Below are 22,734 nucleotides of genomic sequence, written 5' to 3'. Positions count from 1 at the left end.
GTCGTGTGCGGTTCCGCTCTTCATCTGCGGCCGATCGGCGCCGCGCGAGCGGTGATGCCGTCCACGCGGTCGCCGAGGCGTGCGGCCCAACTCCGCGCGCTGCCCCGCGCGTTCGGATGCGCGGCCCGGAAGCGGGCCCAGGCGCTCTCGTCGACGGACAGCCCACCGGGTGTCTCCGCGGCGAACTTCCGCAGCACCGTGCGCAGCAGAGCGGGCGTGAGCCGCGTCCGCGGGTCCTCCGCGAGCAGCACGGCGTCGTACAGGTCCTTGGGCTGCGGGCCGTCGCCGGACGCGGCGTCCGCGTACAGCCACAACAGCTTCCAGGCGAGCGAGAGTTCGCGGCTCGCGGTGCGGATCAGCGTGGGGGCGCCACCGTCCGCGCGCGGTATCAGGGTCCATACCGGCGGCCGGGGCAGCCGCTCGTCGAGCGCGAAATCCAGCTGGAGCTCGCCGGCCCGCCCGCCCGGCGTGTGCCACGGGATGCGCACCCGGACCCCCGGTACGCCGTCGCCCGTCCCGCCGTCGTACCAGTAGTCGTCGATGTACCCCCACAGCCGGTCGGGCGCGGCCCGCTCCACATCGAGGAGGACCCCCGCAGGAGCCTGCGGCTGCTGCCGTATGCGCTCGATCAGGTCGTCGTACGGCGGTACGGCTGGCCGCTCGGCCGGCTCCACCTCCCAGTACAGGCCCTCGGGCGGGACGCGGGGACGAAGCCCCCGGGTCTCGTACTCCTCGGCCCCGTCGCTCCAGATCTCGTACTGGGCGGCGCCGCCCAGCGCCTCCGGCCACTCCTGCGCGAGGTCGACGCGGTCGAGGTACGGATACGGCGCCAACGGGTCCACGGGGACGCGGAGTTCGGGCAGCACGACGAAGTCGAGATCGGCCGGCTCACGGGCCCGCTCGCCCGCCCACGCGGGCATCACCATGCTCCCGCGCAGCACCAGCAGCTCGCTCCACGGCGCCGCGGCGATCAGTCCGAGGACATGATCGAGCGCGGCCCGTCGCGCGGCCGCCCCGCCCGGCTCGTCCATGCGGCCCCCCGATCCTGTGACGCGGTCCGATCCTGTGACGCAGGAGGACTGTATGCCTCAGGTGTGACAACGAGACATTTGAGCCATGCGACGCGGACGGGGCGTGGGGGAGCGGTCGGGGGCAAGGGTCAACACAGCTCGTTCACAAGGGTGTTGGTGAGGGGGCCGGTGCGCAGGGTGAGGGGATCCGGCCATTGGTTGCCGAATGCATATTCGGATACGCACCGTGAGCGCACAATAGCCGTACGGCAGCAGGGGAGTTGAGCTGCCGGCTGTCGCTGCCCGCGGGGAGTTGGGGGTCCGCGATGCACGAGGAGTTCCTCTGTGAGGTGACCGCGTACGGGATCTGCGGCGGTGAGCAGGTCGGCGTACCGCTCGGCGCCTATCGCGCACCGAGTCTGCCGCTGGCCATGTGGTGGCTGCGGGAGCGTGCGACCTGGATCGCCGAGCGGCTCGACCCCTCGCCTGGGGCGGGCCGGCTGCCGCCCGGCGCGCTGGTCCTGATGGCACGGGACGCGCCCGACGTCCCCGGGGTGCTGCGTGCGTGGCGGGACAGCCCGGCCGAACAGGAGCGCGCCGCGGCGGACTTGGCGAGCGGCCGCCTGGTCCGCTTCATCGCCCGCGACGACACGACGGAGTACGAACTGCTCGCCGAGTCGGTGGACATGATCCGGATCCAGCGGGCGCTGGGGGCGCGGCAGCGGGCCGCTCCCGAGTGGAGCACGCCCGGGTGGAGCGCACCTGGCAGGAGTACGTCGGGGTGGAGCGCTCCGGCCTGGGAGTCACCGGAACGGACTGCGCCGGAGTGGAGCACACCGGAGTGGAATGCGCCGGAGCGGACCGCACCGCACCGTGGCGTACCGCACCGTGGCACGCCTCAGTGGGTGCCGCCGATGTGACCGCGCGTCCGCTCACCCGGCGGGCGAGCCGCCTGCGAGCCGCGTCTTGAGCCAGGCCAGCGCCTGCTCGCCCTGCGCCTGCTGGAAGGGCCGGAGCGTGGGCAGCCCGGGCGGGGCCGGCCGGCGGGCCTGGTCCAGGAACATGCCGGTCAGGCCGATGAGCGCGGTGGTGACATCCTCCGCGACCGCGCCCTGCGCCGCGGGATGCGCGGCGAAGAGGGTCTCGGGTGACGGACCGCCCTGCATCGCCACGCTGGGCAGCATCACGAGCAGGTCGAACCAGCGGGCCGCGCGGCAGGCGTGCGGCCAGTCCACGAACACCGCTCCCGCGTCGGTCAGCAGGATGTTGTCCGCGCGCAGATCCGCATGGGCGAGCGTGTCGCCCGCGATGGCCCGGCCGCAGTCGCGCTCGCGGGCGGCGAGTGCGGTCAGGTGCGTGCGTACCCAGGGATCCATGTCCGCCAGGTCGTCCGTGCCGTCCGCGTGCGCGGCGGCGAGCAGGCGCCAGCCCTTGAAGGGCTCGTCGGGCAGCGGCTCCGCACCGTCCGGCGCGGGGGTGAGGCGTTCGGACAGCCGGCCCACCGCGGCCAGGACCCGGTCCAACTCCGCGGGCACCCACGGCACATGGGGCTGGCGGCCCGCGACGTCCTCGAAGAGCAGCACCACCCAGAGGCCGTCGTCGTACGAGCCGAGCAGGCGGGGCGCCGGTGTGCCCGGCGGCAGGAGAGCGGCGTTGGCCAGCTCCGTGCGGTGCATGGCGGCGGACTGTTCGTTGACCTCGGCGCTGACCGCCTTGGCGAAGGCGCGCGTGCCGTCGGCGAGACGGAGGCGGGCCGCGACGCCGGGGGAGAAGCCGCCGCGCTGCGTCGCGGCCTCGACGACGCGCGCACCGAGTTGCTGTTCCAGCGCGCCGCGGACCGTGGCAGGGATCTCCTGCCACTCCATCCGTACGCCCTGGGCGGGGACGATCGCTGACATGCACGCAGCCTGCCACGCGATACATGCCAGGGCCACGGGATTTCCCTGCCGCGGGCGGTGCGGGCGGTGCGGGCGGTGCGGGCCGGACGGCGCCGGACAGGAGGCTGCGGACAGACGACGGCCTGGTCGGTGGCGCCGGACGGAAACGCACGGCCGGTCACGCACGGCCTGCCGCGGACAACGGCCGCAGGCCGGCGCAGGCGGTCGAAGCCCGCGAAGCGGTGCGAGGCCGGCACGGCAAAAGAGAGCGCCGAGTACGGGACCGTCCGTACTCGGCGCTCTGGCTGAGGAGTTGTTGCCGTCCGACGGCGTAAGGCTGGCGCGACAGGACGTTCACGCCGCCGGACGGAGTCATGCGGGCCTGCGGGGGCCCGGGGCCGAAGGGGACCGCGGCGGGTGCGATGATCCCCGATGCCGTCTCCCTCAGGTCGAGAGACGTGCCGTAGGACCTTCACCACCGCACTGGCTCGCACGCCGCCGCGGTCTCCATCTGTCCGCCGCAAGGGCGGAGCCGTCCACCGAGGGTGGACGCCCGTGCCGCCTGCCACCCCTCATCCGGGCAGGCGGTCCGGGCCGGTGCCCGGGGATGACCTCCCGTCACCCCGGGCACGGCTTCGGCGGGAAGCGTCAGTCGCGCAGGGCGCGGACCGCTTCCTCCACGCGCTTGCCGTAGTCCGCGTCGGCGGCGGCGAAGTGCGCGATGTTCTTCTCGATGATGTCGTCGCGGGAGACCTGCGACAGACCGCCGGCGATGTTGGCGACCAGACGCTGCTTCTCCTCCTCCGACATCAGCCGGTACAGCTCGCCGGCCTGGAAGAAGTCGTCGTCCTTGGCGTGCTGCGGGGCGGCGTGCGTGCCCGTGTAGCCGTTCACCGCGAGCGGGGCCGACAGCGGCTGGCCGGTCTCGACCGGGCCGTCGAAGGAGTTCGGCTCGTAGTTCTTCACGCGGCCCTGGGCGTTGGCGGCCATGAAGCCGTCGCGGCCGTAGTTGTTCGCGACCGTCGCCTTGGGGGCGTTGACCGGCAGCAGGGTGTGGTTGACACCCAGGCGGTAGCGGTGCGCGTCCGCGTAGGCGAACAGACGGCCCTGGAGCATCTTGTCGGGGGAGGGGCCGATACCCGGAACGAAGTTGTTCGGGGAGAACGCGGCCTGCTCGACCTCGGCGAAGACGTTGTCGGGGTTGCGGTCCAGGACCAGGCGGCCCACGCGCTGCAGCGGGTAGTCGCTGTGCGGCCACACCTTGGTGAGGTCGAACGGGTTGAAGCGGTAGTCCGCCGCCTCGGCCGCGGGCATGATCTGCACGTACAGCGTCCACGAGGGGTACACGCCGCGCTCGATGGCCTGGAGCAGGTCGGTCTGGTGCGAGTTGCCGTCCTTGCCGACGATCTCGGCGGCCTGCTCGGCGGACAGGGAGCGGATGCCCTGGTTCGTCTTGAAGTGGTACTTGACGAAGAAGGCCTCACCCTGGGCGTTGGTCCACTGGTAGGTGTGGGAGCCGTAGCCGTTCATGTGGCGGTACGAGGCCGGGATGCCGCGGTCGCCCATCAGCCAGGTCACCTGGTGCGTGGCCTCGGGGGAGTGCGCCCAGAAGTCCCAGACGTTGTCCGGCTCCTGCTTGCCCGTGAAGGGGTCGCGCTTCTGGGAGTGGATGAAGTCGGGGAACTTGATCGGGTCCTTGATGAAGAACACCGGGGTGTTGTTGCCGACGAGGTCGTAGTTGCCCTCTTCGGTGTAGAACTTCACCGCGAAGCCGCGCGGGTCACGGACGGCGTCCGCACCGCCGAGGCTGTCGGCCACGGTCGAGAAGCGCAGGAAGAGCTCGGTCTTCTTGCCGACCTCGGAGAGGAAGGCGGCCGAGGTGTACGCCGACACGTCGTCGGTGACCTCGAAGTGGCCGTAGGCGCCGGAGCCGCGGGCGTGCACGACACGCTCCGGGATGCGCTCCCGGTTGAAGCGGGCGAGCTTCTCGAGCAGGTGCTGGTCCTGCAGCAGGATCGGGCCACCGACGCCGGCGGTGGCGGAGTTCTGGTTGTCGGCGACCGGGGCGCCGGACTCGGTCGTAAGCACGCGCTTCGACATCGTGACCTTCCGTACAAAAGCTTCGAGGACTGCGGCAACTGCTGCTACGTCAGCTGGTTCACAGGCGGTTTCAGGAGCGTATGTACGCCGTGAACCTGACGTCAACAGTTTGTTGAAACTGAAGTCTGGGGTTCCGCCTGGCTGTTCCGACGGTGTTCCGGCCGGCGGCGGCGCCTGGGCGCGACAGGACAGGTGTCAGCGCCGCCACCGACCGGGGTTCAGGACGTCCGCCGTTCAGCGGACGAGGGCTCAGACCTGCGAGCCGGAGAGGCGCTCGACGGCGCGCAGCAGGGCCGAGTGGTCCAGGCCACCGTCGCCCTGCGCACGCAGGGAGGCGACGAGCTGGGCGACCACGGCGCCGACCGGCAGCGAGGCACCCACGTTGCGGGCGGCGTCGGTGACGATGCCCATGTCCTTGTGGTGCAGGTCGATGCGGAAGCCCGGCTTGAAGTCGCGGTTGAGGAAGTTGTCCTTCTTCCGCGTCAGGACGGTCGAGCCGGCCAGGCCGCCGTTGAGCACGTCGAGCGCGGCCTTGAGGTCCACGCCGGACTTCTCCAGGAAGACCACGGCCTCGGCGCAGGCCTGGATGTTGACCGCGACGATCAGCTGGTTGGCGGCCTTCACCGTCTGGCCCGAGCCGTGCGGACCGCACAGCACGATGGTCTTGCCGAGGGCCTCGAACACCGGCTTGGCCTCGTCGAAGTCGGCCTGCTCGCCGCCGACCATGATGGACAGGACGGCCTCGATGGCGCCGGCCTCACCACCGGAGACGGGGGCGTCCAGGACGCGGATGCCCTTCTCCTTGGCGGCCTTGGCCAGGTCGACGGAGGTCTGCGGGGTGATCGAGGACATGTCGATCAGGAGCGCGCCGGACTTGGCGTTCTCCAGGATGCCCTCGGGGCCGTACGCGATGGCCTCGACCTGCGGGGACGCGGGCACCATCGTGATGACGACATCGGCGTCCTTGACGGCCTCGGCGATCGAGCCGGCGGCGGTGCCGCCGTTGGCCGCGAGACGGTCGAGCTTGTCCTGCTCCAGGGTGTAACCGGTGACGGAGTAACCGGCCTTGATCAGGTTCTCGGCCATGGGGGAGCCCATGATGCCGAGGCCGATCCACGCGATCTTCGGGAGGTTGCTCATGATGATGGTGCCTTTCTCAAAAGCTTTGGTACGTCGATGAGTTGACGTGTCGCCCTGCGGTACCGCCCGCCCGCACAGCGGGCGGTGACGCGGGCGTCAGGGGTCAGCGGGCGGCGCGGGCCTCGGCGGGCAGCCAGCCGAAGGACTCGGCGCTCGGCTTGTCGCCGGCCTTGTACTCCAGGCCCACGTAGCCCTCGTAACCGGCCTTCTTCAGCTGGTCGAGCAGGTCCTCGAGGGGGAGCTCGCCGGTGCCCGGGGCGCCACGGCCCGGCTTGTCGGCGATCTGCACGTGGCCGGTCTTGTCGGCGTAGGCCTCGATGACCGCCGGCAGGTCCTCGTCGTTCATGGCCAGGTGGTACAGGTCCATGAGGAACTTGGCGTTGCCGAGACCGGTGGCCTCATTGACCTTGTCCACGATCTCGACCCCGGCCGGCGCGGTCACCAGCGGGTAGAGCGGGGACTCCGGCTTGTTGAGGGTCTCGATCAGGAGGATCGCACCGATGCGGTCGGCCTCCTTGGCCGCGAGCACCAGGTTCTCCAGGGCGAGCTTGTCCTGCTCTGCCGGGTCCACGCCCTCGACGCGGTTGCCGTACAGCGCGTTGAGCGCCTTGCAGCCGAGCGACTGGGCGAAGTCGGCCGCGACCTTGAGGTTGGCGCGGAACCGGTCCGACTCCTCACCGGGTACGGAGAGGGCACCGCGGTCGGGGCCGGGCAGCTGGCCGGCGTAGAAGTTCAGGCCCGTGAGCTGGAGGCCGGCATCCTCGATCGCCTTCTTGAGGGCGTCGAGCTCGGCCTGCTCCGGGGTGGCGGTGTCGACCCAGGGCCACCACAGCTCCAGCGCGGTGAAGCCCGCCGCGGCGACGGCGGCCGGGCGCTCAAGGAGCGGCAGCTCCGAGAAGAGGATCGACGAGTTGACAGTGAAGCGCTGGTCCGTGAATCCCATGAGGGGTAGGCGCTCCTTCCGTATCGCGGAAGTTACTTTCTACTTGACGGAAGAGTGCCTAAGGCCCTGGTCACCTGTCAAGTGGGGGCTCCCGTAAATCCCGGGAGGGTGGATAGGTTGGCGGCGTGCGATTGAGAGTGGAGTTCACGACCGAGCCCTTCGACCTCGACGAGGCCCCGGCCCATGCCGTGGCCGCCCGCGAGGTCATCGAGGCCGCCGAACTGGACGCGGTCGACGTCGGGCCCTTCGGCAACACCGCCGAGGGCGGCGCCGAGCCGGTCCTCGCCGCGGTCGACGACCTGCTGCGCAAGGCCCTGGCCGCGGGAGCGACCCGGGTCTCCCTCCAGGTCAACGTCATCGGCGAGGGGGGCCAGAAGTGACCGAGCCCAGAGACCACCCGTTCGTCACCGCGGTGAAACCGCTGGTGGACGCGATGGGGGGCCGCGTCATCGCGCCGGCCGAAGCCGGTGACGACGACGTCGTCCTCGCCTGGGAGGGCGAGGACCTGCTCGCCGTGCGCCTGCCGCAGCTCGCGGACTCCCTCGACCACATCCTGGCGGCCCTGGAGCGCAAGCACGGCAAGCCCCTGGCGGAGCTCGACCGCAAGTCCAAGCAGGAAGTCGTACGCCTGCTGGAAGCGCGGGGCGCCTTCGCCGTACGGCACGGCGTGGAGACCGTGGCGAGCGCGATAGGCGTCTCCCGCTTCACGGTGTACAACTACCTCAACAGGGACAACACCACGAAAAGCGAGTAGTGCGTACCCGCAGAACGCACCAAGCTCGCGGCGTACCGCCCGCACGAACCCACAAGAGCCCCTGCCTGGATCTTCAGGCAGGGGTTTCTTTGTTCAATTCCTTTCAACAAAGTGTTGACGCAGTGTTGCCGAGGGTCTTAGCTAATCCCCAGCCCGTCCAGCACACGGACCAAAGACCCTTGCTTCCACCAGGGCCCCTGGGACCACTCGAGCCACGGAGGCTTTCCCGTGACTTCGCGTACGACACCGGGACTCACCCGGTTCAACACCTCGGACGAGACCGCGGCCGCCGCGGAACTCCACGAGGTGTGCAGCTCTTCGGCCTGGGGCAGCAAGGTTCTCGCCCAGCGCCCCTACGCCGACGCCGACTCCCTCTTCGCCGCAAGCGACGCCGCCATGGCCGAGCTCACCGCGGCGGACCTGGAGGAGGCCATGGCGGGGCACCCGCCGATCGGCCGCCCGAAGCCGGGAGACCCGACCTCCGCCCGCGAACAGCGCGGCATGGCCGGCGCCTCCGAGGAGCTCAAGGCGGAACTGCTCGAGCTGAACCTGGCCTACCAGGAGAAGTTCGGCCACGTCTTCCTCATCTGCGCGACCGGCGCCACGGCCGAGTTCATGCTCGGCCAGCTCAAGATCCGGATCGAGAACGACGCCGAGACGGAGCGGGAGATCGTCCGCACCGAACTGGGCAAGATCAACCGGATCCGCCTGACCCGCCTCGTAGAGGAAGCAGCTGAGTAGCAATGAGCACTGACACGACCGCATCGGTGTCGACCCACATCCTCGACACCAGCATCGGACGCCCCGCCGAAGGCGTCGCCATCTCGCTCGCGGCCCGCGCCGGTTCCGACGCGGACTGGGTGGCTCTCGGCGGCTCGGCCACCGATGCGGACGGGCGCTGCAAGGACCTGCCGGCGCTGCCGGAGGGCACCACCCACGTGCGCCTCGACTTCGAGACCGAGGCGTACTTCGTCAAGAAGTCCGCAAACCAGCAAGCCGAAAGCCAGCAGGACGCCCCCGCGAATCGGGACAGCGGTGCGTTCTTCCCGGAGGTGGCGATCACGTTCGCCGTCGTGCCGGGCGAGCACTACCACGTACCGCTGCTGCTCAACCCGTTCGGCTACTCCGTTTACCGAGGGAGCTAGCAGACATGCCCACGATTCTGGGACAGAACCAGTACGGCAAGGCGGAGAACCGCGTCGTCAAGATCACGCGGGAAGGCGCCACCCACCACATCAAGGACCTCAACGTCTCGGTGGCCCTCTCGGGCGAGATGGACGACGTCCACCTGACCGGCTCCAACGCCAACGTCCTGCCGACCGACACCACCAAGAACACGGTGTACGCGTTCGCCAAGGAGTACGGCATCGAGTCGGCCGAGCAGTTCGGCATCCACCTGGCGCGTCACTTCGTGAACTCGCAGGACCCGATCCACCAGGCGCGGATCCGCATCGAGGAGTACGCCTGGGAGCGCATCGAGACCTCCGAGTCCAACTCGAAGTTCATCGGCTCCGAGGACGTCAAGCACTCCTTCGTCCGCAAGGGCCAGGAGACCCGCGTCACCGAGATCACGTACAACGGCTCCGAGTGGCAGGTCATCTCGGGTCTGAAGGACCTGGTCGTCATGAACTCCACCAACTCGGAGTTCTGGGGCTACATCAAGGACAAGTACACGACGCTCCAGGAGGCGTACGACCGCATCCTGGCCACGCAGGTCTCCGGCCGCTGGCGGTTCAACTGGACCGACGACGAGCAGCGGATGCCCAACTGGGAGCGTTCGTACGAGCAGGTCAAGAAGCACATGCTCGAGGCCTTCGCCGAGACGTACTCCCTCTCGCTGCAGCAGACGCTGTACCAGATGGGCTCGCGCATCATCAACAACCGCGCGGAGATCGACGAGGTCCGCTTCTCGCTTCCGAACAAGCACCACTTCCTCGTCGACCTCGAGCCGTTCGGTCTCAAGAACGACAACGAGGTCTACTTCGCGGCCGACCGCCCGTACGGCCTGATCGAGGCCACCATCCTGCGCGATGGTGTCGAGCCGCAGATCCCCGTGGACATGACCAACCTCTGAGCCCCCGCAAGGGACTCGAACCCCGGGGCCCGCAAGAGCCCTGAGGAGCCTCGACAACCTCCGACGCGAGTGCGCCGGCGTCTCTCCCGGGCCGGATCCTCCGACAAGGAACCGGCCCGGGGGCCAGGAGGGGAGCGGGGGCATCTGCGCAACACCCGCAACGGGCAGACGCGATGAGGCGTTTGCACGTGCACCACGGACTCGGTCGTCACCCCGCTCGGCCCCCGGGTTCGTACATCCGAAGAGGAAGAACGAGGATCCGCCATGGCGGCTTCGCGCATCGTTATCGAAAACTGTGCCATCGCGACCGTGGACGCGAACGACACCGAGTACGCCTCGGGTTACATCGTCGTCGCCGACAACAAGATCGAGTCCGTGGGTGCCGGCAAGGCTCCCGAGGGTCTCGAGAACGTGGTCCGTCGTATCGACGCCACGGGTCACCTGGTCACCCCGGGTCTGGTCAACACGCACCACCACTTCTACCAGTGGATCACCCGCGGACTGGCCACCGATCACAACCTCTTCAACTGGCTCGTCGCCCTCTACCCGACGTGGGCGCGCATCGACGAGCCGATGGCCCGCGCCGCCGCGCAGGGCTCCCTCGCGATGATGGCCCGCGGCGGTGTCACCACCGCGATGGACCACCACTACGTCTTCCCGCAGGGCTCCGGCGACCTCTCCGGCGCGATCATCGGCGCCGCCCGCGACATGGGTGTCCGCTTCACCCTGGCGCGCGGCTCGATGGACCGCTCCGAGAAGGACGGCGGCCTGCCGCCGGACTTCGCGGTCGAGACCCTCGACGGTGCGCTCGCCGCCACCGCCGAGACCGTCAAGAAGCACCACGACGCCTCCTTCGACGCCATGACCCAGGTCGCCGTCGCGCCGTGCTCCCCGTTCTCCGTCTCCACCGAACTGCTCAAGCAGGGCGCCGAGTTGGCGCGCTCGCTCGGCGTACGGATGCACACGCACGGCTCGGAGACCGTGGAGGAGGAGAAGTTCTGCCACGAGCTCTTCGGCATGGGCCCGACCGACTACTTCGAGTCCACCGGCTGGCTCGGCGAGGACGTGTGGATGGCGCACTGCGTCCACATGAACGACTCCGACATCGCCGCCTTCGCCCGTACGAAGACCGGTGTCGCGCACTGCCCGTCCTCCAACGCCCGTCTGGCCGCCGGTATCGCCCGCGTCCCGGACATGCTGAAGGCCGGCGTCCCGGTCGGCCTCGGTGTGGACGGCACCGCCTCCAACGAGTCCGGTGAGCTGCACACCGAGCTGCGCAACGCGCTGCTCATCAACCGCCTCAACGCCGAGCACCGCGAGGCGGCCCTCAACGCCCGCCAGGCCCTGCGCCTGGGCACCTTCGGCGGCGCGCAGGTCCTCGGCCGCGCCTCCCAGATCGGTTCGCTCGAGGCCGGCAAGCTCGCCGACTTCGTGCTCTGGAAGATGGACACCCTCGCCCACTCCTCCATCGCCGACCCGGTGACCGCGCTGGTCTTCGGTGCCGCAGCCCCCGTCTCCGCCTCCTTCGTCAACGGCAAGCAGATCGTCGAGAACAACCGTCTCCTGACGGTCGACGAGGACGCCATCGCCCGTGACACCCGCGCCGAGGCCCAGCGCCTGGCGCGGATCGCCGCCGGGGCCTGACCCGGCACGCCGGCACTCCGCCGCGGCGGAGCGGCCGGCCCAAGGAGTCCGGTCGGGGGGGACGGCCCTCGACCGGTCGCCGTGGACCCGAGCGGGGTCCACGGCAGCCGACACCGGTGGGCGCGGAGGCCCATGCGTCCGCGCCCACCGGATCGGTGACCGTCCGAACCCCTCGTGGCAAGGCGACCGCACATCGCTGCCCGACAACTTCATAGCGCGTACGAACAGCACCACCTGCACCTCTGCACCACTTGCACGTTTGCACCATCTGTACGACCTCCAAGACACCCGCGTCGCTGGCGACGCGTTAACCGACCGGAGGAACCGCCGTGGCAGCAACGCCCAGGGTTCGCAAAGCAGTCGCCGTGCCAGAGGACGAAAGCGTCCGCGACCAGATGCCCGAAAAGCACCCGGTCGACGAGAAGCTTCCGCCTCTCAAGATGATGACGAGCGGCTTGCAGCACGTAGCCGCTATGTACGCGGGCGTCGTCGCCCCGCCGCTCATCGTGGGAGCCGCCGTCGGGCTCTCCGCGAAGGAGCTCACCTTCCTGACCGGCGCCTCCCTCTTCACTGCGGGAATCGCCACCCTGCTCCAGACGCTCGGCTTCTGGAAGGTCGGCGCCCGGCTGCCGTTCGTCAACGGCGTGACCTTCGCCGGTGTCGCGCCGATGCTGGCCATCGTCGACCAGACGAAGGACAAGGACGACGCGCTGCCGATCATTTTCGGCGCGATCATCGTCGCGGGTCTGCTCGGCTTCCTGGCCGCCCCGTTCTTCTCGAAGCTGGTCCGCTTCTTCCCGCCGGTCGTCACCGGCACCGTGATCACTCTGATCGGCGTCTCGCTGATGCCCGTCGCGTTCGGCTGGGCGCAGGGGCCCAACCCCGCGGCGGACGACTACGGTTCGACCAAGTACCTGGCCCTCGCGGGCATATCCCTGGTCATCGTGCTGCTCATACGCCGCTTCACCAGCGGGTTCGTCAAGCAGATCGCCGTCCTGCTCGGCCTCGTCGTCGGCACCGTCATCGCGATCCCCTTCGGCGTCACCGACTTCAGTGCCATCGGTGAGGCGGACATCATCGGCTTCCCGACACCGTTCCACTTCGGCGCCCCGCAGTTCGCCGCAGCGGCCATCGTGTCGATGGTGGTCGTCATGATCGTGTCGATGACCGAGTCCACCGCGGACATGCTCGCGCTCGGCCAGATCGTCGAGAAGCCGGCCGACGAGAAGACCATCGCCGCCGGTCTGCGCGCCGACACCCTCGGCTCCGCGATCTCCCCGCTGTTCAACGGCTTCATGTGCAGCGCGTTCGCGCAGAACGTCGGCCTGGTCGCGATGACGAAGATCCGCTCGCGGTTCGTGGTCGCGGTGGGCGGCGGCTTCCTGATCCTGATCGGTCTGATGCCGGTGGCGGCCTCCCTGATCGCCACCGTGCCCCGGCCGGTGCTCGGCGGTGCGGGCGTGGTCCTCTTCGGTTCCGTCGCGGCCTCCGGTATCCAGACGCTCGCCAAGGCCGGCCTGGAGAAGGACAACAACATCCTCATCGTGGCCGTAGCGCTGGCCGTCGGCCTGATCCCGATCGCGGCCCCGGAGTTCTACCACGCGTTCCCCGAGACCGCGATGATCATCCTGGACTCGGGCATCTCCACCGGCTGTGTGGCGGCCGTCCTGCTCAACCTCGTCTTCAACCACACCGGCAAGGAACGCCGGGACGCCGCCGAGGTGGCCCACCCCATGGAGGCGGGCGAGACCCTCTCGGAGACGCGGGCTCCGGCCTCGGCGCACTAGCGCAGGCTCCGGGCTCCGCGCACTGGCGCGGGGCTGACCAGGGCGTACGCCCGCACCTCAGTACGGCCGTGGCGGCCGGGCACTTCTCAAGTGCCCGGCCGCCACGGCGTTTTGGGTCCATACGGGAGGAACCGGGCGGCCGACGGGCAAACGGGACGGCAGTAGTCCGGCAGCAGTTGGTGCGATCTTGCCCTGGGGGATCGTTTTGATCGGAAGCGATCGATACGCTTACGTCGTCCTGCCCGGCCGCAACTCAGGGGGAACCGATGCGACTCCACGTAGACCAGCGCCATGAACGCGTGCTCGAACTCGTCCGTGAGCGCGGCAGCATCCGCGTGGCCGAACTCGCCCAGGCACTCGGGGTCTCCCCGGTGACCCTGCGTCGCGACGTCGAGACGCTCGCCGCACAGGGCAAGATCCAGCGGATGCACGGGGCGGTGGTCTGGCCGGGCGGCGCCGCCGAGCAGGCCCCCCGGCAGGCCGCCGCGGCCGACGCCGAGGGCCTGGTGATCGGCCTGGTCGTGCCGACGAACAACTATTACTACCCCGAAGTGGTGCGCGGCGTACGGGAGGTGGTGGAGGCGCACGGCGCGCGGATCACCATCGGCATCACCAACTACCTGCCAGGCGAGGACGTCGAGCAGGCGAAGCGGCTGATCGCGGCGGGCGTCGACGGCCTCCTGATCACACCGACCTGGGACGAGGGCGCCCCGCGCGGGACCGAGGGCGCCTGGGTGGCCGACTTCGGCGTGCCCACCGTCCTGATGGAGCGCTGGGCCCCGCACGGGCACCCCGCCGCGGCCCTCGACCGGGTCCGCTCCGACCACGGACACGGAGCCGCCGAGGCCGTGCGCCATCTCGTCTCGCTCGGCCACCGATCGGTCGGGCTCGTGCTGCGGAACTCGCCGACGGCCCGCCATCTGAAGTTCGGGCACGCGGCGGCGGTCGAAGCGCTCGGCCTCGACCGGCTGCCCGACCTGCCGTTCGAGCAGGAATCCGCGCTCCACCACGGCGAGCACTTCGACCGCGCTTTCGGCTATCTCTGCGAGCTGATCGACGACCACGGGGTCACGGCCGCGCTCATCCACAGCGACACCGACGCCCTCACCTTGATCCCGCGGTTGCAGGCGCGCGGCATCCGCGTCCCCGAGGACCTGGCCGTGGTCGCGTACGACGACGAGGTGGCAGGCCTCGCCGACCAGCCGCTGACGGCGGTCGGGCCGGCCAAGCGCGAGGTGGGCGCACGCGCCGCCGAGCTGCTGCTCGCCCGGCTCACCGCGGACCCCGGGGCCGACCCCGGGCCCCGCCAACACATCGACCTGCTGCCCGAGTTGAGGGTGCGGGCCTCGTGCGGCTCCCGGCTGGAGCGCGCCTCGTCGGAGGACGAAGCGGGGGGGAAGGGCTGAAGTCGGGCGATCGGACGCTCAACTTGCCGATCGTTTCGATTGAGTTGGTCGTTCGCTCTTGACGGTGATCGGTCGGACCCAAATGATGGCTCCTGTTCAGCCCTTCCTCAGCAGTTCTTTCCGTAGCTGCGCAAGGCAGTTGAGCCCTGCCGTATCGCAGTTCGAGGTCTCGTAGGAGCCGTGCCATGTCGCGCACTTCCCGTACCGCCCGCATAGCCCTGACTGCATCGATCGCCTCCCTGTCCCTGTTCGCCACCGCCTGCGGCGGTGACGACAGGGACTCGGGCAAGGCGGGGTCCGACGGCGGCAAGCCGGTCGAGATCACCTACTGGTCGGCCACCGCCGGCGCCAAGGAGACCGTCGACGCCTTCAACAAGAGCCAGAAGGACATCAAGGTCACGTTCGGTCTCGTCCCGTCGGGGCCGGAGGGCGTGCAGAAGCTGACCAACGCCATCAAGGCCGGCAACGCGCCGGACGTGGCCACGATGGACTACTCGATGCTCCCCGAGTTCGCCAGCGCCGGAAGCCTCGAGGACCTGTCCGGCGCCTCGGGCGCCCTGGTAAAGGAGAAGTTCCCGGAGAACATCAACTCCCTGGTCAACCTGGGCGGCAAGACCTGGGCCGTGCCCTTCGACGTCACGCCGATCGAGATGTTCTACCGCAAGGACATCTTCGAGAAGCACAAGGTCGCGGTCCCCAAGACCTGGGACGAGTACCGCGCGGCCGCCGAGAAGATCACCAAGGCCGACCCCTCGGTGAAGATCACCAACTTCGGCGGCGGCGACCCGGCGCTCCTCGCGGGCCTGTCCTGGCAGGCCGGCGCCAAGTGGTACGGCACCTCGGGCGACGCCTGGAAGGTCGACATGACCGACGCCGCCTCCAAGAAGGTGGCCACGTACTGGGACGACCTCCTCAAGGACGGACTCGCCTCCAAGACCCCGCTGTGGGGCGAGGGCGAGCAGAAGGAGCGCGCCACCGGCAAGACCGCCACCATCATCGGCGCGGCCTGGAGCGCGGGCAGCTTCCCCGTCAGCTACCCCGACGCCAAGGGCAAGTGGGCCGTCGCCCCGGTCCCGACCTGGGACGGCAAGCCGGCCACCGGCATGTACGGCGGCACCTCGTTCATCGCGCCCAAGGGCAGCGACACCGAGGCCGCGGCCGAGTTCATCGAGTGGGTCACCACGAACCCCGAGGCGATGACCGCCCGGATCAAGTCCCAGAAGACCCCGTCCAGCGCGCTCCCCGCCAACGAGGAGATGCGCGCCGTCGCGGCCAAGGAGTTCGACACCTCGTACTTCAACGGCCAGGACGTGTACGCCCTCGCCGGCCAGGCCGCCGACTCCATCGTGCCCGGCTGGACCTGGGGCCCGGTGAACGGCGCCGTCGTCTCCGCCCAGGGCACCTCCGGTGCCGACCACACCAAGGCGCTCGACCTGGGCCAGGCGGCCGCCGAGAAGGCGATCAAGGACCGCGGTCTCAAGCTCGCGGAGTAACGGCCGAAGGGGCTGCCGCCCGCCGGGCGGCAGCCGCCGCGGCGTACCACGAACCCAAGGAGCCCACCGGTGGCCGTACCGCTCACCACCCCAGCCAAGAGCCGCACACCGGCGGCCCGTGCCGGCGGGAACCGGCGCAACGAACGGGGCGCAGCCGCCCTGTTCATGGTTCCGTTCTTCGTCCTGTTCGCGCTCGTGACCCTGGCCCCGATCGGCTACGCGGCCTACATGAGCCTGTATCGCGAGCAGTCCTCCGGCCTCGGATTCGGCGGCACCGAGCGGCTGTTCGTGGGCCTCGGCAACTTCACCGAGACCCTCGCCGACGAGCGCTTCCTCGCCTCCTTCGGCCACATCGCGCTCTACTGCGCGGTCTACATCCCGGTGATGATCGGGGCCGCGCTCGGCCTGGCCCTGCTCGTGGACAGCGCCCTCACCCGCGCCAAGCGCTTCTTCCAGATCGCGTACTACCTGCCGCACGCCGTGCCCGGCCTGATCGCCTCGCTGATCTGGCTGTACCTCTACACCCCGGGCCTCAGCCCGCTCACCGACACCCTCGCCACGCTCGGCTCCGACTGGAACTTCTTCGGCAAGGACGAGGCGTTCTTCTCCATCGTCAACGTCTCGGCGTGGCAGTGGATCGGCTACAACATGATCATTTTCTACGCGGGTCTGCAGGCCATCCCGCGCGAGACCCTGGAGGCCGCCACGGTGGACGGCGCGGGCGCCTGGCGCACCGCACTCCAGGTGAAGATCCCGATGATCCGCTCCACGGTCGTGCTCACCCTGCTCTTCACCATCGTCGGCGCCATCCAGCTCTTCGACGCACCCAAGCTGATCCAGCTGCGCGCCGCCGAACTCGGCACCGACTGGTCGCCGACCATGTACATCTTCGCGCAGGCCTTCGAGAACCGTGACTACGGACAGGCCGCGGCCGCCTCGCTGCTGCTGGCCGTCGTCGCCGGTGTCCTCTCCTACGTCGTCACCAAGCTCGGCAACCGCTGGAAGGCCGCATGAGTACGCACACCACACCCCGCGCGGCCCGCACGCCGCAGGCCGCCGAGATCCCCGCGGCCCGCAAGCGGGCATACGCGCCGGCCAGGGGACAACGCGCCCGCCGTCCACGGCAGTTCACCTCAAAGGCCGCCGTCCACGCCGTCCTCGTCGTCTTCGCGCTCTACACCCTGATGCCGCTGACCTGGCTGGTCATCGCCTCCACCAAGAACTACCGGGACCTGTTCGCCACCAACCCGTTCGCGCTCGGCGACCTCAACCTCGTCGCCAACCTCCAGGCCCTGTTCGCGTACAACGACGGCATCTACGCCCGCTGGCTCGGCAACACGGTGCTCTACACCGTCGTCGGCTCGCTCCTGTCCACGCTCATCTCGGTGGCCTGCGGCTACGCCTTCGACAAGTACCGGTTCCGCGGCAAGGAGAAGCTGTTCGGCCTGATCCTGGTCGGCATCCTCGTGCCCGCCACGGTCACCACGCTCCCGCTGTACCTGCTGTTCTCCGAGGTCGGCCTCACCAACACCTACTGGGCCGTGCTCGTGCCCAGCCTGGTCAACCCCTTCGGTGTCTACCTCGCCCGCGTCTTCTCCGAGGGCTACGTCCCCGGCGAGGTCCTCGAGGCCGCCCGCATGGACGGCGCCGGCGAACTGCGCACCTTCCGCTCGGTGTCCCTGCCGATGCTCGCACCGGGCTTCATGACCATCTTCCTGTTCTCGTTCACAGCCTCCTGGAACAACTTCTACGGCGCCCTGATGATGCTCAGCGACGAGCAGCTCTACCCGGTCAACCTCGGCCTGTACGCCTGGATGAAGAACGTCTACCAGCAGCCCGAGCTCTACCCCCTGGTGATCATCGGTGCGCTCGTCGCCGTCGTCCCGCTGATCCTCGCCTTCCTCGGCCTCCAGCGCTTCTGGCGCTCGGGCCTGACCGCGGGAGCCGTCAAGTGACCACAGCCACCACCCCGGTCCAGCGCACCGCGACCCGGCCCCGCACCGTCCTCGCGATGAGCGAGGAGACCAAGGCGGCCGTCTTCGGACCGGACGCGCTCCGCCGCCTCGAAGGCGTCGCCGAACTCGACCCGACGCTGGTCGTGACCGACTTCTCCCGCGAAGGGGACGGGGTGCAGGGGCGGCTGCGCGAGGCCGAGGTGCTGCTCACCGGCTGGGGCTGCCCGCGCGTGGACCACGACGCCCTGCTGCGTATGCCCCGCCTGAAGGCCGTCGTGCACGCGGCCGGCAGCGTCAAGCACCACATCACCGACGCCTGCTGGCAGCGCGGCATCGTGGTCACCACGGCCGCCTCCGCCAACGCCCTGCCCGTGGCCGAGTACACCCTCGCCGCCATCCTCTTCGCCAACAAACGCGTCCTGGACGGCGCCCGCGCCTACCGCGAATCCCGCCGGCACGTCTCGCTGCTCTCACTGTTCCCCGGCGTCGGCAACTACCGGCGCACGGTGGGCCTCGTGGGCGCATCCCGCATCGGCCGCCGGGTCGCGGAGCTGCTGAAGCCCTTCGACCTGCGCGTGCTGATGTACGACCCGTACCTCGGCGCGGACGAGGCGCGCGCGCTCGGCGTGGAGCTCTCGGACCTGGACGCGCTGTGCCTGCGCAGCGACGTCGTCTCGCTGCACGCGCCCGAACTGCCCGGCACACGGCACCTGTTCGACGCCGCGCGGCTCTCCCTGATGCCGGACGGTGCGACCCTGATCAACACCGCGCGCGGCTCCCTCGTGGACACCGACGCGCTCACCAAGGAGCTGCGCGCCGGCCGGCTGCACGCCGTGCTCGACCACACCGAGCCTGAGGTCCTGCCCGCCGACTCGCCCCTGTACGAGCTGCCGAACGTGCTGCTCACTCCGCACCTCGCGGGCTCCATCGGCGGCGAGCTGCACCGGCTCGCGGACGCCGCCATCGACGAGATCCAGCGGTACGCGACGGGGCTGCCGTTCCACCACCGGGTGGACCCGGACTCGCTGGCGCACTCGGCCTGAGGTCCCTGAGGTCCCCGGCACTTCCCGCGGCCGCACCCCCTCTGCCCGCACCGCCGCGGCCGTACACCTCAGCCGCACCCCGCTCAGCCGCATCCCCCTCTGCCGCCCCTCCCGGAAGGGACCCGTATGTCCGCAGAAGAGAGCACCGCCGAGCCCCGCCGCCGCGTCCTGGTCGTCGGGATCGACGGGGTCACGCTCGACACCCTGGCCGCCGTGCCGACCCCGCACCTCGACTCCGTGGCCGAAGCGGGGTTCCTCGCCCCCGTCACCATCGACCCCGGCACCCCCACCATGTCCGGCCCGTGCTGGGCGACCGTCGCCACCGGCGTCCGGATCGACAAGCACGCGGTGTGGGGCAACGACTTCTCCGGCAACCGGCTGCACATCTTCCCCGACTTCGCGAGCCGCCTGACGGCCGAACACGGCGCGCACACCTATGTCGCCGCGGGCTGGCAGCCGCTGCTCACGGTCGCGCACGGCGGCCCGCTCTTCCGCACCCCGTCCCGTACGACGTACATCGCCGCACCCGCCGACACGGTCGAGGCCTGGGACGCCACCGACGAGGCGATCACGCGCGAAGCCGTGCGCGTCCTGACCGAGGACGACCCGGAGGCCTCCTTCGTCTACCTCGGCGCGGTGGACGAGACCGGTCATCTGCTCGGCTGCGGCGCAGCGTACGAGGAGGCGGTGGCCCGCGCCGACGCCCGCCTCGGCCGGCTGCTCGACGCCCTGCGCGCCCGCGCCGCGTACGCCGAGGAGGAGTGGACCGTCATCGTGGTCACCGACCACGGGCACCGGCCGGAGGGCGGACACGGCGGGCGGTCCGCGCGGGAGACCACGGCGTGGATCGCGGCCCGCGGCCCGGGGATCGCCCCGGGAGAGCCGGAGCGCGAGCTGCGCCACGAGGACGTCGCGGCGCAGGTGTTCGCGTCACTGGGCCGCGCGGTGGACTCGCACGCGACGCTCGACGGGTGGGCCTGGTCGAAGAGCTGAGGTCGCTCGACGGGCGGGCCTGGTCGAAGAGTTGAGAGGCCGGGGGTGAGGGGGCGGGGCGTCCGGCGCCCGGCGGTACAGGGGTCCGCCGGGCCCCGGACGGCTGCCGCGGGCTCAGCAGCCCATGGCCCAGGTGTGGCTGTCGCCGCGGTCGTTGGCCGTGGCGTTGTAGCCCACCTCGTCGCCGGGGCGCAGGCAGATGGTCATGTCGCCCCGGCCGAGCGGATGGCTGGTCGAGCGCTCATAGACCTGGACATGGTCCTTGACGCCAGGACCGGAGATGCCGTGGTTCGCCCAGGAGGAGTCCTCATCGGCGATGTAGCTCTCCCACCAGCCGTCGTCACCGGAGGCGTTCATGCGCTGGCCCCCGTAGTTGGCCTCGGTCCATGCGCAGAACTCCCCGCTGGGACAGTCCGCGGCCCCCGCGTGCGAGGCGGTGGCGAGGGCGCCGCCCGCGGCGAGCAGCAGGGCGGCGAGCAGGGAGACGGGTCGCTTCATGGTGAAGTTCCTTTCGTTCGGGCGGAGTTGAGTACGGCCCGGGCATTGGCCAGGGCCTTCTCGCGCAGCACCGCGTACGCGGCGCGATCGGGCTGCGGAGCCTTGGACTTGAGGTTGTCGACGGTCGTCGAGACCGCGAACCACCTCGGCTGATCGCCGTACAGCCGCTGCTGCGCGGCCGCGAGGCAGCCGTCGGTGTGCCGGCGTACGACATAGCCGTTCGGCAGCTCCACCCGGAGCTCCGCACGGCCGGCACCGAACAGGGCGGTCACGACGCGCCGTTGCTCCGCCTTCGACGGCGGCGGCTGTCCGGGGCGCGGTGGGGCGAGGCCCTGCGCGCGCAGGCACCGGTCGGTGAGGAGAAGCTGTGCGGCCCGCACGGTGTCGTCGGGGGTGAGCGGCCGGGCGCGGGTCTGCGCACAGCCGGCCGCACAGGCGAGCAGACCGAGGACGACGAGCAGGCGGGCGAGGGCGACGAACGGGCGGGCGAGGGCGCCACGGAGGGTGCGGGGCATCACTGCGTGCCGATCCGTTGCCGTCAGCCGGGCTGACAGTCGCCCTTGCTGTCGGAGACCCCGTCGATCTTGTTGCCGAAGTCGTCGTCGGCCCGCCAGTCCATGTCGTACGCGCGGCCCGGGATCGTGCGGTAGGTGCAGCCGCCCCACCTGGGGTGGTCGATCGCGTACACGGTGTCGTCGCTGCGGGACTCGAACGACCCGGCGTGGTCGTGGATCCGTGCGGGCACATCGGTGTAGCCGGTGCCGGAATAGCACCAACCGCCGCCCGGGCCCATCATGTTGGGCTCGGGCCAGAAGCAGACCTCGCCGCGGATCAGGGCGGGCTGCTGCCCGGCCTGCGCCGGGGCGATCGTGGTCGGACCGATGACGAAGGCGGCGGCGGCCGCGACGGACAGGGCGGTACGGAGTCGCACGGGTTCCCCCTGGACAACTGGTCGAGAGCTGGGCAGACCGTCAACTCCCCACACCCCGCCGACGCCAAGCGCGAGCTCACCCTGAGCGGTGAACAGTCGTACCGCAGCCGCCCCGACCTGCACACCTTTCCCGTACGGCCACGAAAAGGCGGTCCGGCGCACGCCGGGGCGCACAACCGGACCGCGTCAACGGACCGCGCGGCGGACGGCACTACTGATGCCGGGTCCCTCAGTCGACATCCCCATACGTGGTCCCGACCTTGAGCCCGTCGATCCAGTTGATCGCCCGCTTGTCCTTCACCTCGGAGCCGTACACCCCGAAGCGGGTGTCGTTGCCGAGGTCGTCCCAGGTGCGGCCGTGGAAGTCGGCGACCTTGGTGCCGTTGTAGTACGCCTGCACGCGGCCGCTCGCCGGATCGCTCGACGTGGTGATGCCGAGCACGATCCGCTTGTACGTGCTGACCGGGACCGGCGTGGACCACTTGAGCGTCCACTTCTCGCCGACCTCGATGTGGAACAGCTTCAGCACTCCGCCCTCGACCTTCATCAGCACGGGATAGTTCTGCTGGTGCTGCTCACCCGTCCCGTAGGACTTCCACTGGAAGATCGTGGCGGCGTCGTCGGTGTTGGTGGAGGTGTCCCAGCCGATCCAGTACGTGGAGTCGTTCCGGAAGGTGTACCGGGACCCGCCCACGGTGATCCCGTGCGCCTCACAACGCTCCAGCCCCAGCGGCTTGTTGAACTTGAAGACCATGCCCCGCCCGTCGTGGTTGTCCTGCGCCACCACACTCCCGGGCGACTCGCACAGGATCGACGAGAACACCCCCGTACCCCCGGAGGCATCGCCGTCCCAGATGACGGAGGCGTGGGCGGGGGAGACGGTGACGAGGGCCAGGGCCCCGACGGCGGCGGTGACGGTGCCGGTGCGCTTGCGCATACGGAAGCTCCTCGGGGGTTGGGAGGGAATCCCGCCCGCGGCGGAGATGCCGCGGGCGAACGAGCAAGCGTTTTCTAACAGGGATCGATCGAACGAGCCACCGTTCAGGGCGAATTGATCGATTCGATCGAAGCGGTACCCGGTCGGTC

General features: G+C 70.1%; 22 protein-coding genes and 1 pseudogene. 14 read left to right on the top strand and 9 right to left on the bottom strand.

All coding sequences use genetic code 11. The features are described from left to right. Positions 1 to 20 precede the first annotated feature (20 nt). Positions 21 to 1,031 carry a nucleotidyl transferase AbiEii/AbiGii toxin family protein gene (locus BLT97_RS05970; RefSeq protein WP_093607544.1) on the bottom strand — a complete coding sequence of 337 codons (1,011 nt, stop codon included), beginning with the start codon at positions 1,029 to 1,031 and terminating at the stop codon, positions 21 to 23. A gap of 305 nt (positions 1,032 to 1,336) precedes the next feature. Here BLT97_RS05970 and BLT97_RS05965 point away from each other — a divergent pair. Further along, positions 1,337 to 1,717 (top strand): annotated as a pseudogene (locus tag BLT97_RS05965) (hypothetical protein); the annotation flags it as partial. A gap of 225 nt (positions 1,718 to 1,942) precedes the next feature. On the opposite strand, the gene BLT97_RS05960 reads toward BLT97_RS05965, so the two are convergent. The 4 genes from BLT97_RS05960 to BLT97_RS05945 all read right to left on the bottom strand — a co-directional run bounded on the left by BLT97_RS05960 (position 1,943) and on the right by BLT97_RS05945 (position 7,070). Further along, complete coding sequence (locus BLT97_RS05960) at positions 1,943 to 2,908, bottom strand: aminoglycoside phosphotransferase family protein (RefSeq protein WP_093607543.1); 966 nt, start codon at positions 2,906 to 2,908, stop codon at positions 1,943 to 1,945. A gap of 627 nt (positions 2,909 to 3,535) precedes the next feature. Continuing rightward, on the bottom strand, positions 3,536 to 4,987 hold the full coding sequence (locus BLT97_RS05955) for a catalase (protein WP_093607542.1): 1,452 nt from the start codon (positions 4,985 to 4,987) through the stop codon (positions 3,536 to 3,538). Between the two features lie 249 nt (positions 4,988 to 5,236). After that, the gene (locus BLT97_RS05950; protein ID WP_093607541.1) at positions 5,237 to 6,127 is read right to left on the bottom strand and encodes a 2-hydroxy-3-oxopropionate reductase; all 891 of its coding nucleotides are present in this window, start codon (positions 6,125 to 6,127) and stop codon (positions 5,237 to 5,239) included. Positions 6,128 to 6,230: 103 nt separating this feature from the next. Then, the gene (locus BLT97_RS05945) at positions 6,231 to 7,070 is read right to left on the bottom strand and encodes a TIM barrel protein (protein WP_093607540.1); all 840 of its coding nucleotides are present in this window, start codon (positions 7,068 to 7,070) and stop codon (positions 6,231 to 6,233) included. Between the two features lie 125 nt (positions 7,071 to 7,195). On the opposite strand from BLT97_RS05945, the gene BLT97_RS05940 reads away from it, so the two are divergent. The 13 genes from BLT97_RS05940 (at position 7,196) to BLT97_RS05880 (ending at position 20,219) form a co-directional block, all read left to right on the top strand. After that, a complete protein-coding gene (locus BLT97_RS05940; protein ID WP_093607539.1) occupies positions 7,196 to 7,450 on the top strand; it encodes a YkoF family thiamine-binding protein in 255 nt (84 codons plus the stop codon). Next, a complete protein-coding gene (locus BLT97_RS05935; RefSeq protein ID WP_176953654.1) occupies positions 7,447 to 7,824 on the top strand; it encodes a helix-turn-helix domain-containing protein in 378 nt (125 codons plus the stop codon). Before BLT97_RS05940 ends, BLT97_RS05935 begins: the two co-directional genes overlap by 4 nt. A gap of 228 nt (positions 7,825 to 8,052) precedes the next feature. Further along, a complete protein-coding gene (gene uraD / locus BLT97_RS05930; protein WP_093607538.1) occupies positions 8,053 to 8,565 on the top strand; it encodes a 2-oxo-4-hydroxy-4-carboxy-5-ureidoimidazoline decarboxylase in 513 nt (170 codons plus the stop codon). A 2-nt stretch (positions 8,566 to 8,567) separates the two neighbouring features. Beyond that, a complete protein-coding gene (gene uraH, locus BLT97_RS05925; RefSeq protein WP_093607537.1) occupies positions 8,568 to 8,969 on the top strand; it encodes a hydroxyisourate hydrolase in 402 nt (133 codons plus the stop codon). A 5-nt stretch (positions 8,970 to 8,974) separates the two neighbouring features. Continuing rightward, complete coding sequence (gene pucL / locus BLT97_RS05920) at positions 8,975 to 9,898, top strand: factor-independent urate hydroxylase (protein WP_093607536.1); 924 nt, start codon at positions 8,975 to 8,977, stop codon at positions 9,896 to 9,898. A gap of 264 nt (positions 9,899 to 10,162) precedes the next feature. Further along, entirely contained in the window at positions 10,163 to 11,542 is a 1,380-nt protein-coding gene (locus BLT97_RS05915; protein WP_093607535.1) for an 8-oxoguanine deaminase, read from the top strand. 395 nt (positions 11,543 to 11,937) lie between these two features. Further along, entirely contained in the window at positions 11,938 to 13,329 is a 1,392-nt protein-coding gene (locus BLT97_RS05910) for a nucleobase:cation symporter-2 family protein (RefSeq protein WP_093607534.1), read from the top strand. Between the two features lie 266 nt (positions 13,330 to 13,595). Further along, complete coding sequence (locus BLT97_RS05905; protein ID WP_093607533.1) at positions 13,596 to 14,735, top strand: substrate-binding domain-containing protein; 1,140 nt, start codon at positions 13,596 to 13,598, stop codon at positions 14,733 to 14,735. A 185-nt stretch (positions 14,736 to 14,920) separates the two neighbouring features. After that, complete coding sequence (locus BLT97_RS05900) at positions 14,921 to 16,228, top strand: ABC transporter substrate-binding protein (RefSeq protein ID WP_093607532.1); 1,308 nt, start codon at positions 14,921 to 14,923, stop codon at positions 16,226 to 16,228. A 165-nt stretch (positions 16,229 to 16,393) separates the two neighbouring features. Then, positions 16,394 to 17,242 carry a carbohydrate ABC transporter permease gene (locus tag BLT97_RS05895; RefSeq protein WP_093607808.1) on the top strand — a complete coding sequence of 283 codons (849 nt, stop codon included), beginning with the start codon at positions 16,394 to 16,396 and terminating at the stop codon, positions 17,240 to 17,242. Then, positions 17,239 to 18,183: a carbohydrate ABC transporter permease gene (locus BLT97_RS05890; RefSeq protein WP_093607531.1), complete on the top strand. Its 945-nt coding sequence runs from the start codon at positions 17,239 to 17,241 to the stop codon at positions 18,181 to 18,183. Before BLT97_RS05895 ends, BLT97_RS05890 begins: the two co-directional genes overlap by 4 nt. Before the next feature lie 56 nt (positions 18,184 to 18,239). After that, positions 18,240 to 19,226, top strand: coding sequence for a hydroxyacid dehydrogenase (locus BLT97_RS05885; protein ID WP_093607807.1), 987 nt, complete (start codon positions 18,240 to 18,242; stop codon positions 19,224 to 19,226). Positions 19,227 to 19,352: 126 nt separating this feature from the next. Beyond that, complete coding sequence (locus BLT97_RS05880) at positions 19,353 to 20,219, top strand: alkaline phosphatase family protein (RefSeq protein WP_093607530.1); 867 nt, start codon at positions 19,353 to 19,355, stop codon at positions 20,217 to 20,219. A 114-nt stretch (positions 20,220 to 20,333) separates the two neighbouring features. On the opposite strand, the gene BLT97_RS05875 is transcribed toward BLT97_RS05880, so the two are convergent. From BLT97_RS05875 to BLT97_RS05860, 4 genes are all read right to left on the bottom strand, one after another. Next, entirely contained in the window at positions 20,334 to 20,717 is a 384-nt protein-coding gene (locus BLT97_RS05875; protein WP_093607529.1) for a peptidase inhibitor family I36 protein, read from the bottom strand. Then, positions 20,714 to 21,232 carry a hypothetical protein gene (locus BLT97_RS05870; protein WP_245769148.1) on the bottom strand — a complete coding sequence of 173 codons (519 nt, stop codon included), beginning with the start codon at positions 21,230 to 21,232 and terminating at the stop codon, positions 20,714 to 20,716. Before BLT97_RS05870 ends, BLT97_RS05875 begins: the two co-directional genes overlap by 4 nt. 23 nt (positions 21,233 to 21,255) lie before the next feature. Continuing rightward, positions 21,256 to 21,648 (bottom strand): hypothetical protein, encoded by a 393-nt coding sequence (locus BLT97_RS05865; protein ID WP_093607528.1) that lies wholly within the window; start codon positions 21,646 to 21,648, stop codon positions 21,256 to 21,258. A gap of 229 nt (positions 21,649 to 21,877) precedes the next feature. Next, positions 21,878 to 22,585: a polysaccharide lyase family protein gene (locus tag BLT97_RS05860; protein ID WP_093607527.1), complete on the bottom strand. Its 708-nt coding sequence runs from the start codon at positions 22,583 to 22,585 to the stop codon at positions 21,878 to 21,880. Positions 22,586 to 22,734: the final 149 nt, after the last annotated feature.

Source organism: Streptomyces indicus, from assembly GCF_900100315.1.
In the GTDB taxonomy this organism is placed as follows: domain Bacteria; phylum Actinomycetota; class Actinomycetes; order Streptomycetales; family Streptomycetaceae; genus Streptomyces; species Streptomyces indicus.
The sequence above is the reverse complement of the archived record's forward strand: the minus strand, read 5'-3'. Positions and strand labels throughout refer to the sequence as shown.

Excerpts from the sequence above, each read along its gene's own strand:
- BLT97_RS05970 (WP_093607544.1), bottom strand. The coding sequence starts at position 1,031 with ATGGACGAGCCGGGCGGGGCGGCCGCGCGACGGGCCGCGCTCGATCAT.
- BLT97_RS05960 (WP_093607543.1), bottom strand. The coding sequence starts at position 2,908 with ATGTCAGCGATCGTCCCCGCCCAGGGCGTACGGATGGAGTGGCAGGAG.
- BLT97_RS05955 (WP_093607542.1), bottom strand. The coding sequence starts at position 4,987 with ATGTCGAAGCGCGTGCTTACGACCGAGTCCGGCGCCCCGGTCGCCGAC.
- BLT97_RS05950 (WP_093607541.1), bottom strand. The coding sequence starts at position 6,127 with ATGAGCAACCTCCCGAAGATCGCGTGGATCGGCCTCGGCATCATGGGC.
- BLT97_RS05945 (WP_093607540.1), bottom strand. The coding sequence starts at position 7,070 with ATGGGATTCACGGACCAGCGCTTCACTGTCAACTCGTCGATCCTCTTC.
- uraH (WP_093607537.1), top strand. The coding sequence starts at position 8,568 with ATGAGCACTGACACGACCGCATCGGTGTCGACCCACATCCTCGACACC.
- pucL (WP_093607536.1), top strand. The coding sequence starts at position 8,975 with ATGCCCACGATTCTGGGACAGAACCAGTACGGCAAGGCGGAGAACCGC.
- BLT97_RS05915 (WP_093607535.1), top strand. The coding sequence starts at position 10,163 with ATGGCGGCTTCGCGCATCGTTATCGAAAACTGTGCCATCGCGACCGTG.
- BLT97_RS05910 (WP_093607534.1), top strand. The coding sequence starts at position 11,938 with ATGCCCGAAAAGCACCCGGTCGACGAGAAGCTTCCGCCTCTCAAGATG.
- BLT97_RS05905 (WP_093607533.1), top strand. The coding sequence starts at position 13,596 with ATGCGACTCCACGTAGACCAGCGCCATGAACGCGTGCTCGAACTCGTC.
- BLT97_RS05900 (WP_093607532.1), top strand. The coding sequence starts at position 14,921 with ATGTCGCGCACTTCCCGTACCGCCCGCATAGCCCTGACTGCATCGATC.
- BLT97_RS05895 (WP_093607808.1), top strand. The coding sequence starts at position 16,394 with ATGGTTCCGTTCTTCGTCCTGTTCGCGCTCGTGACCCTGGCCCCGATC.
- BLT97_RS05890 (WP_093607531.1), top strand. The coding sequence starts at position 17,239 with ATGAGTACGCACACCACACCCCGCGCGGCCCGCACGCCGCAGGCCGCC.
- BLT97_RS05885 (WP_093607807.1), top strand. The coding sequence starts at position 18,240 with ATGAGCGAGGAGACCAAGGCGGCCGTCTTCGGACCGGACGCGCTCCGC.
- BLT97_RS05880 (WP_093607530.1), top strand. The coding sequence starts at position 19,353 with ATGTCCGCAGAAGAGAGCACCGCCGAGCCCCGCCGCCGCGTCCTGGTC.
- BLT97_RS05875 (WP_093607529.1), bottom strand. The coding sequence starts at position 20,717 with ATGAAGCGACCCGTCTCCCTGCTCGCCGCCCTGCTGCTCGCCGCGGGC.
- BLT97_RS05870 (WP_245769148.1), bottom strand. The coding sequence starts at position 21,232 with ATGCCCCGCACCCTCCGTGGCGCCCTCGCCCGCCCGTTCGTCGCCCTC.
- BLT97_RS05860 (WP_093607527.1), bottom strand. The coding sequence starts at position 22,585 with ATGCGCAAGCGCACCGGCACCGTCACCGCCGCCGTCGGGGCCCTGGCC.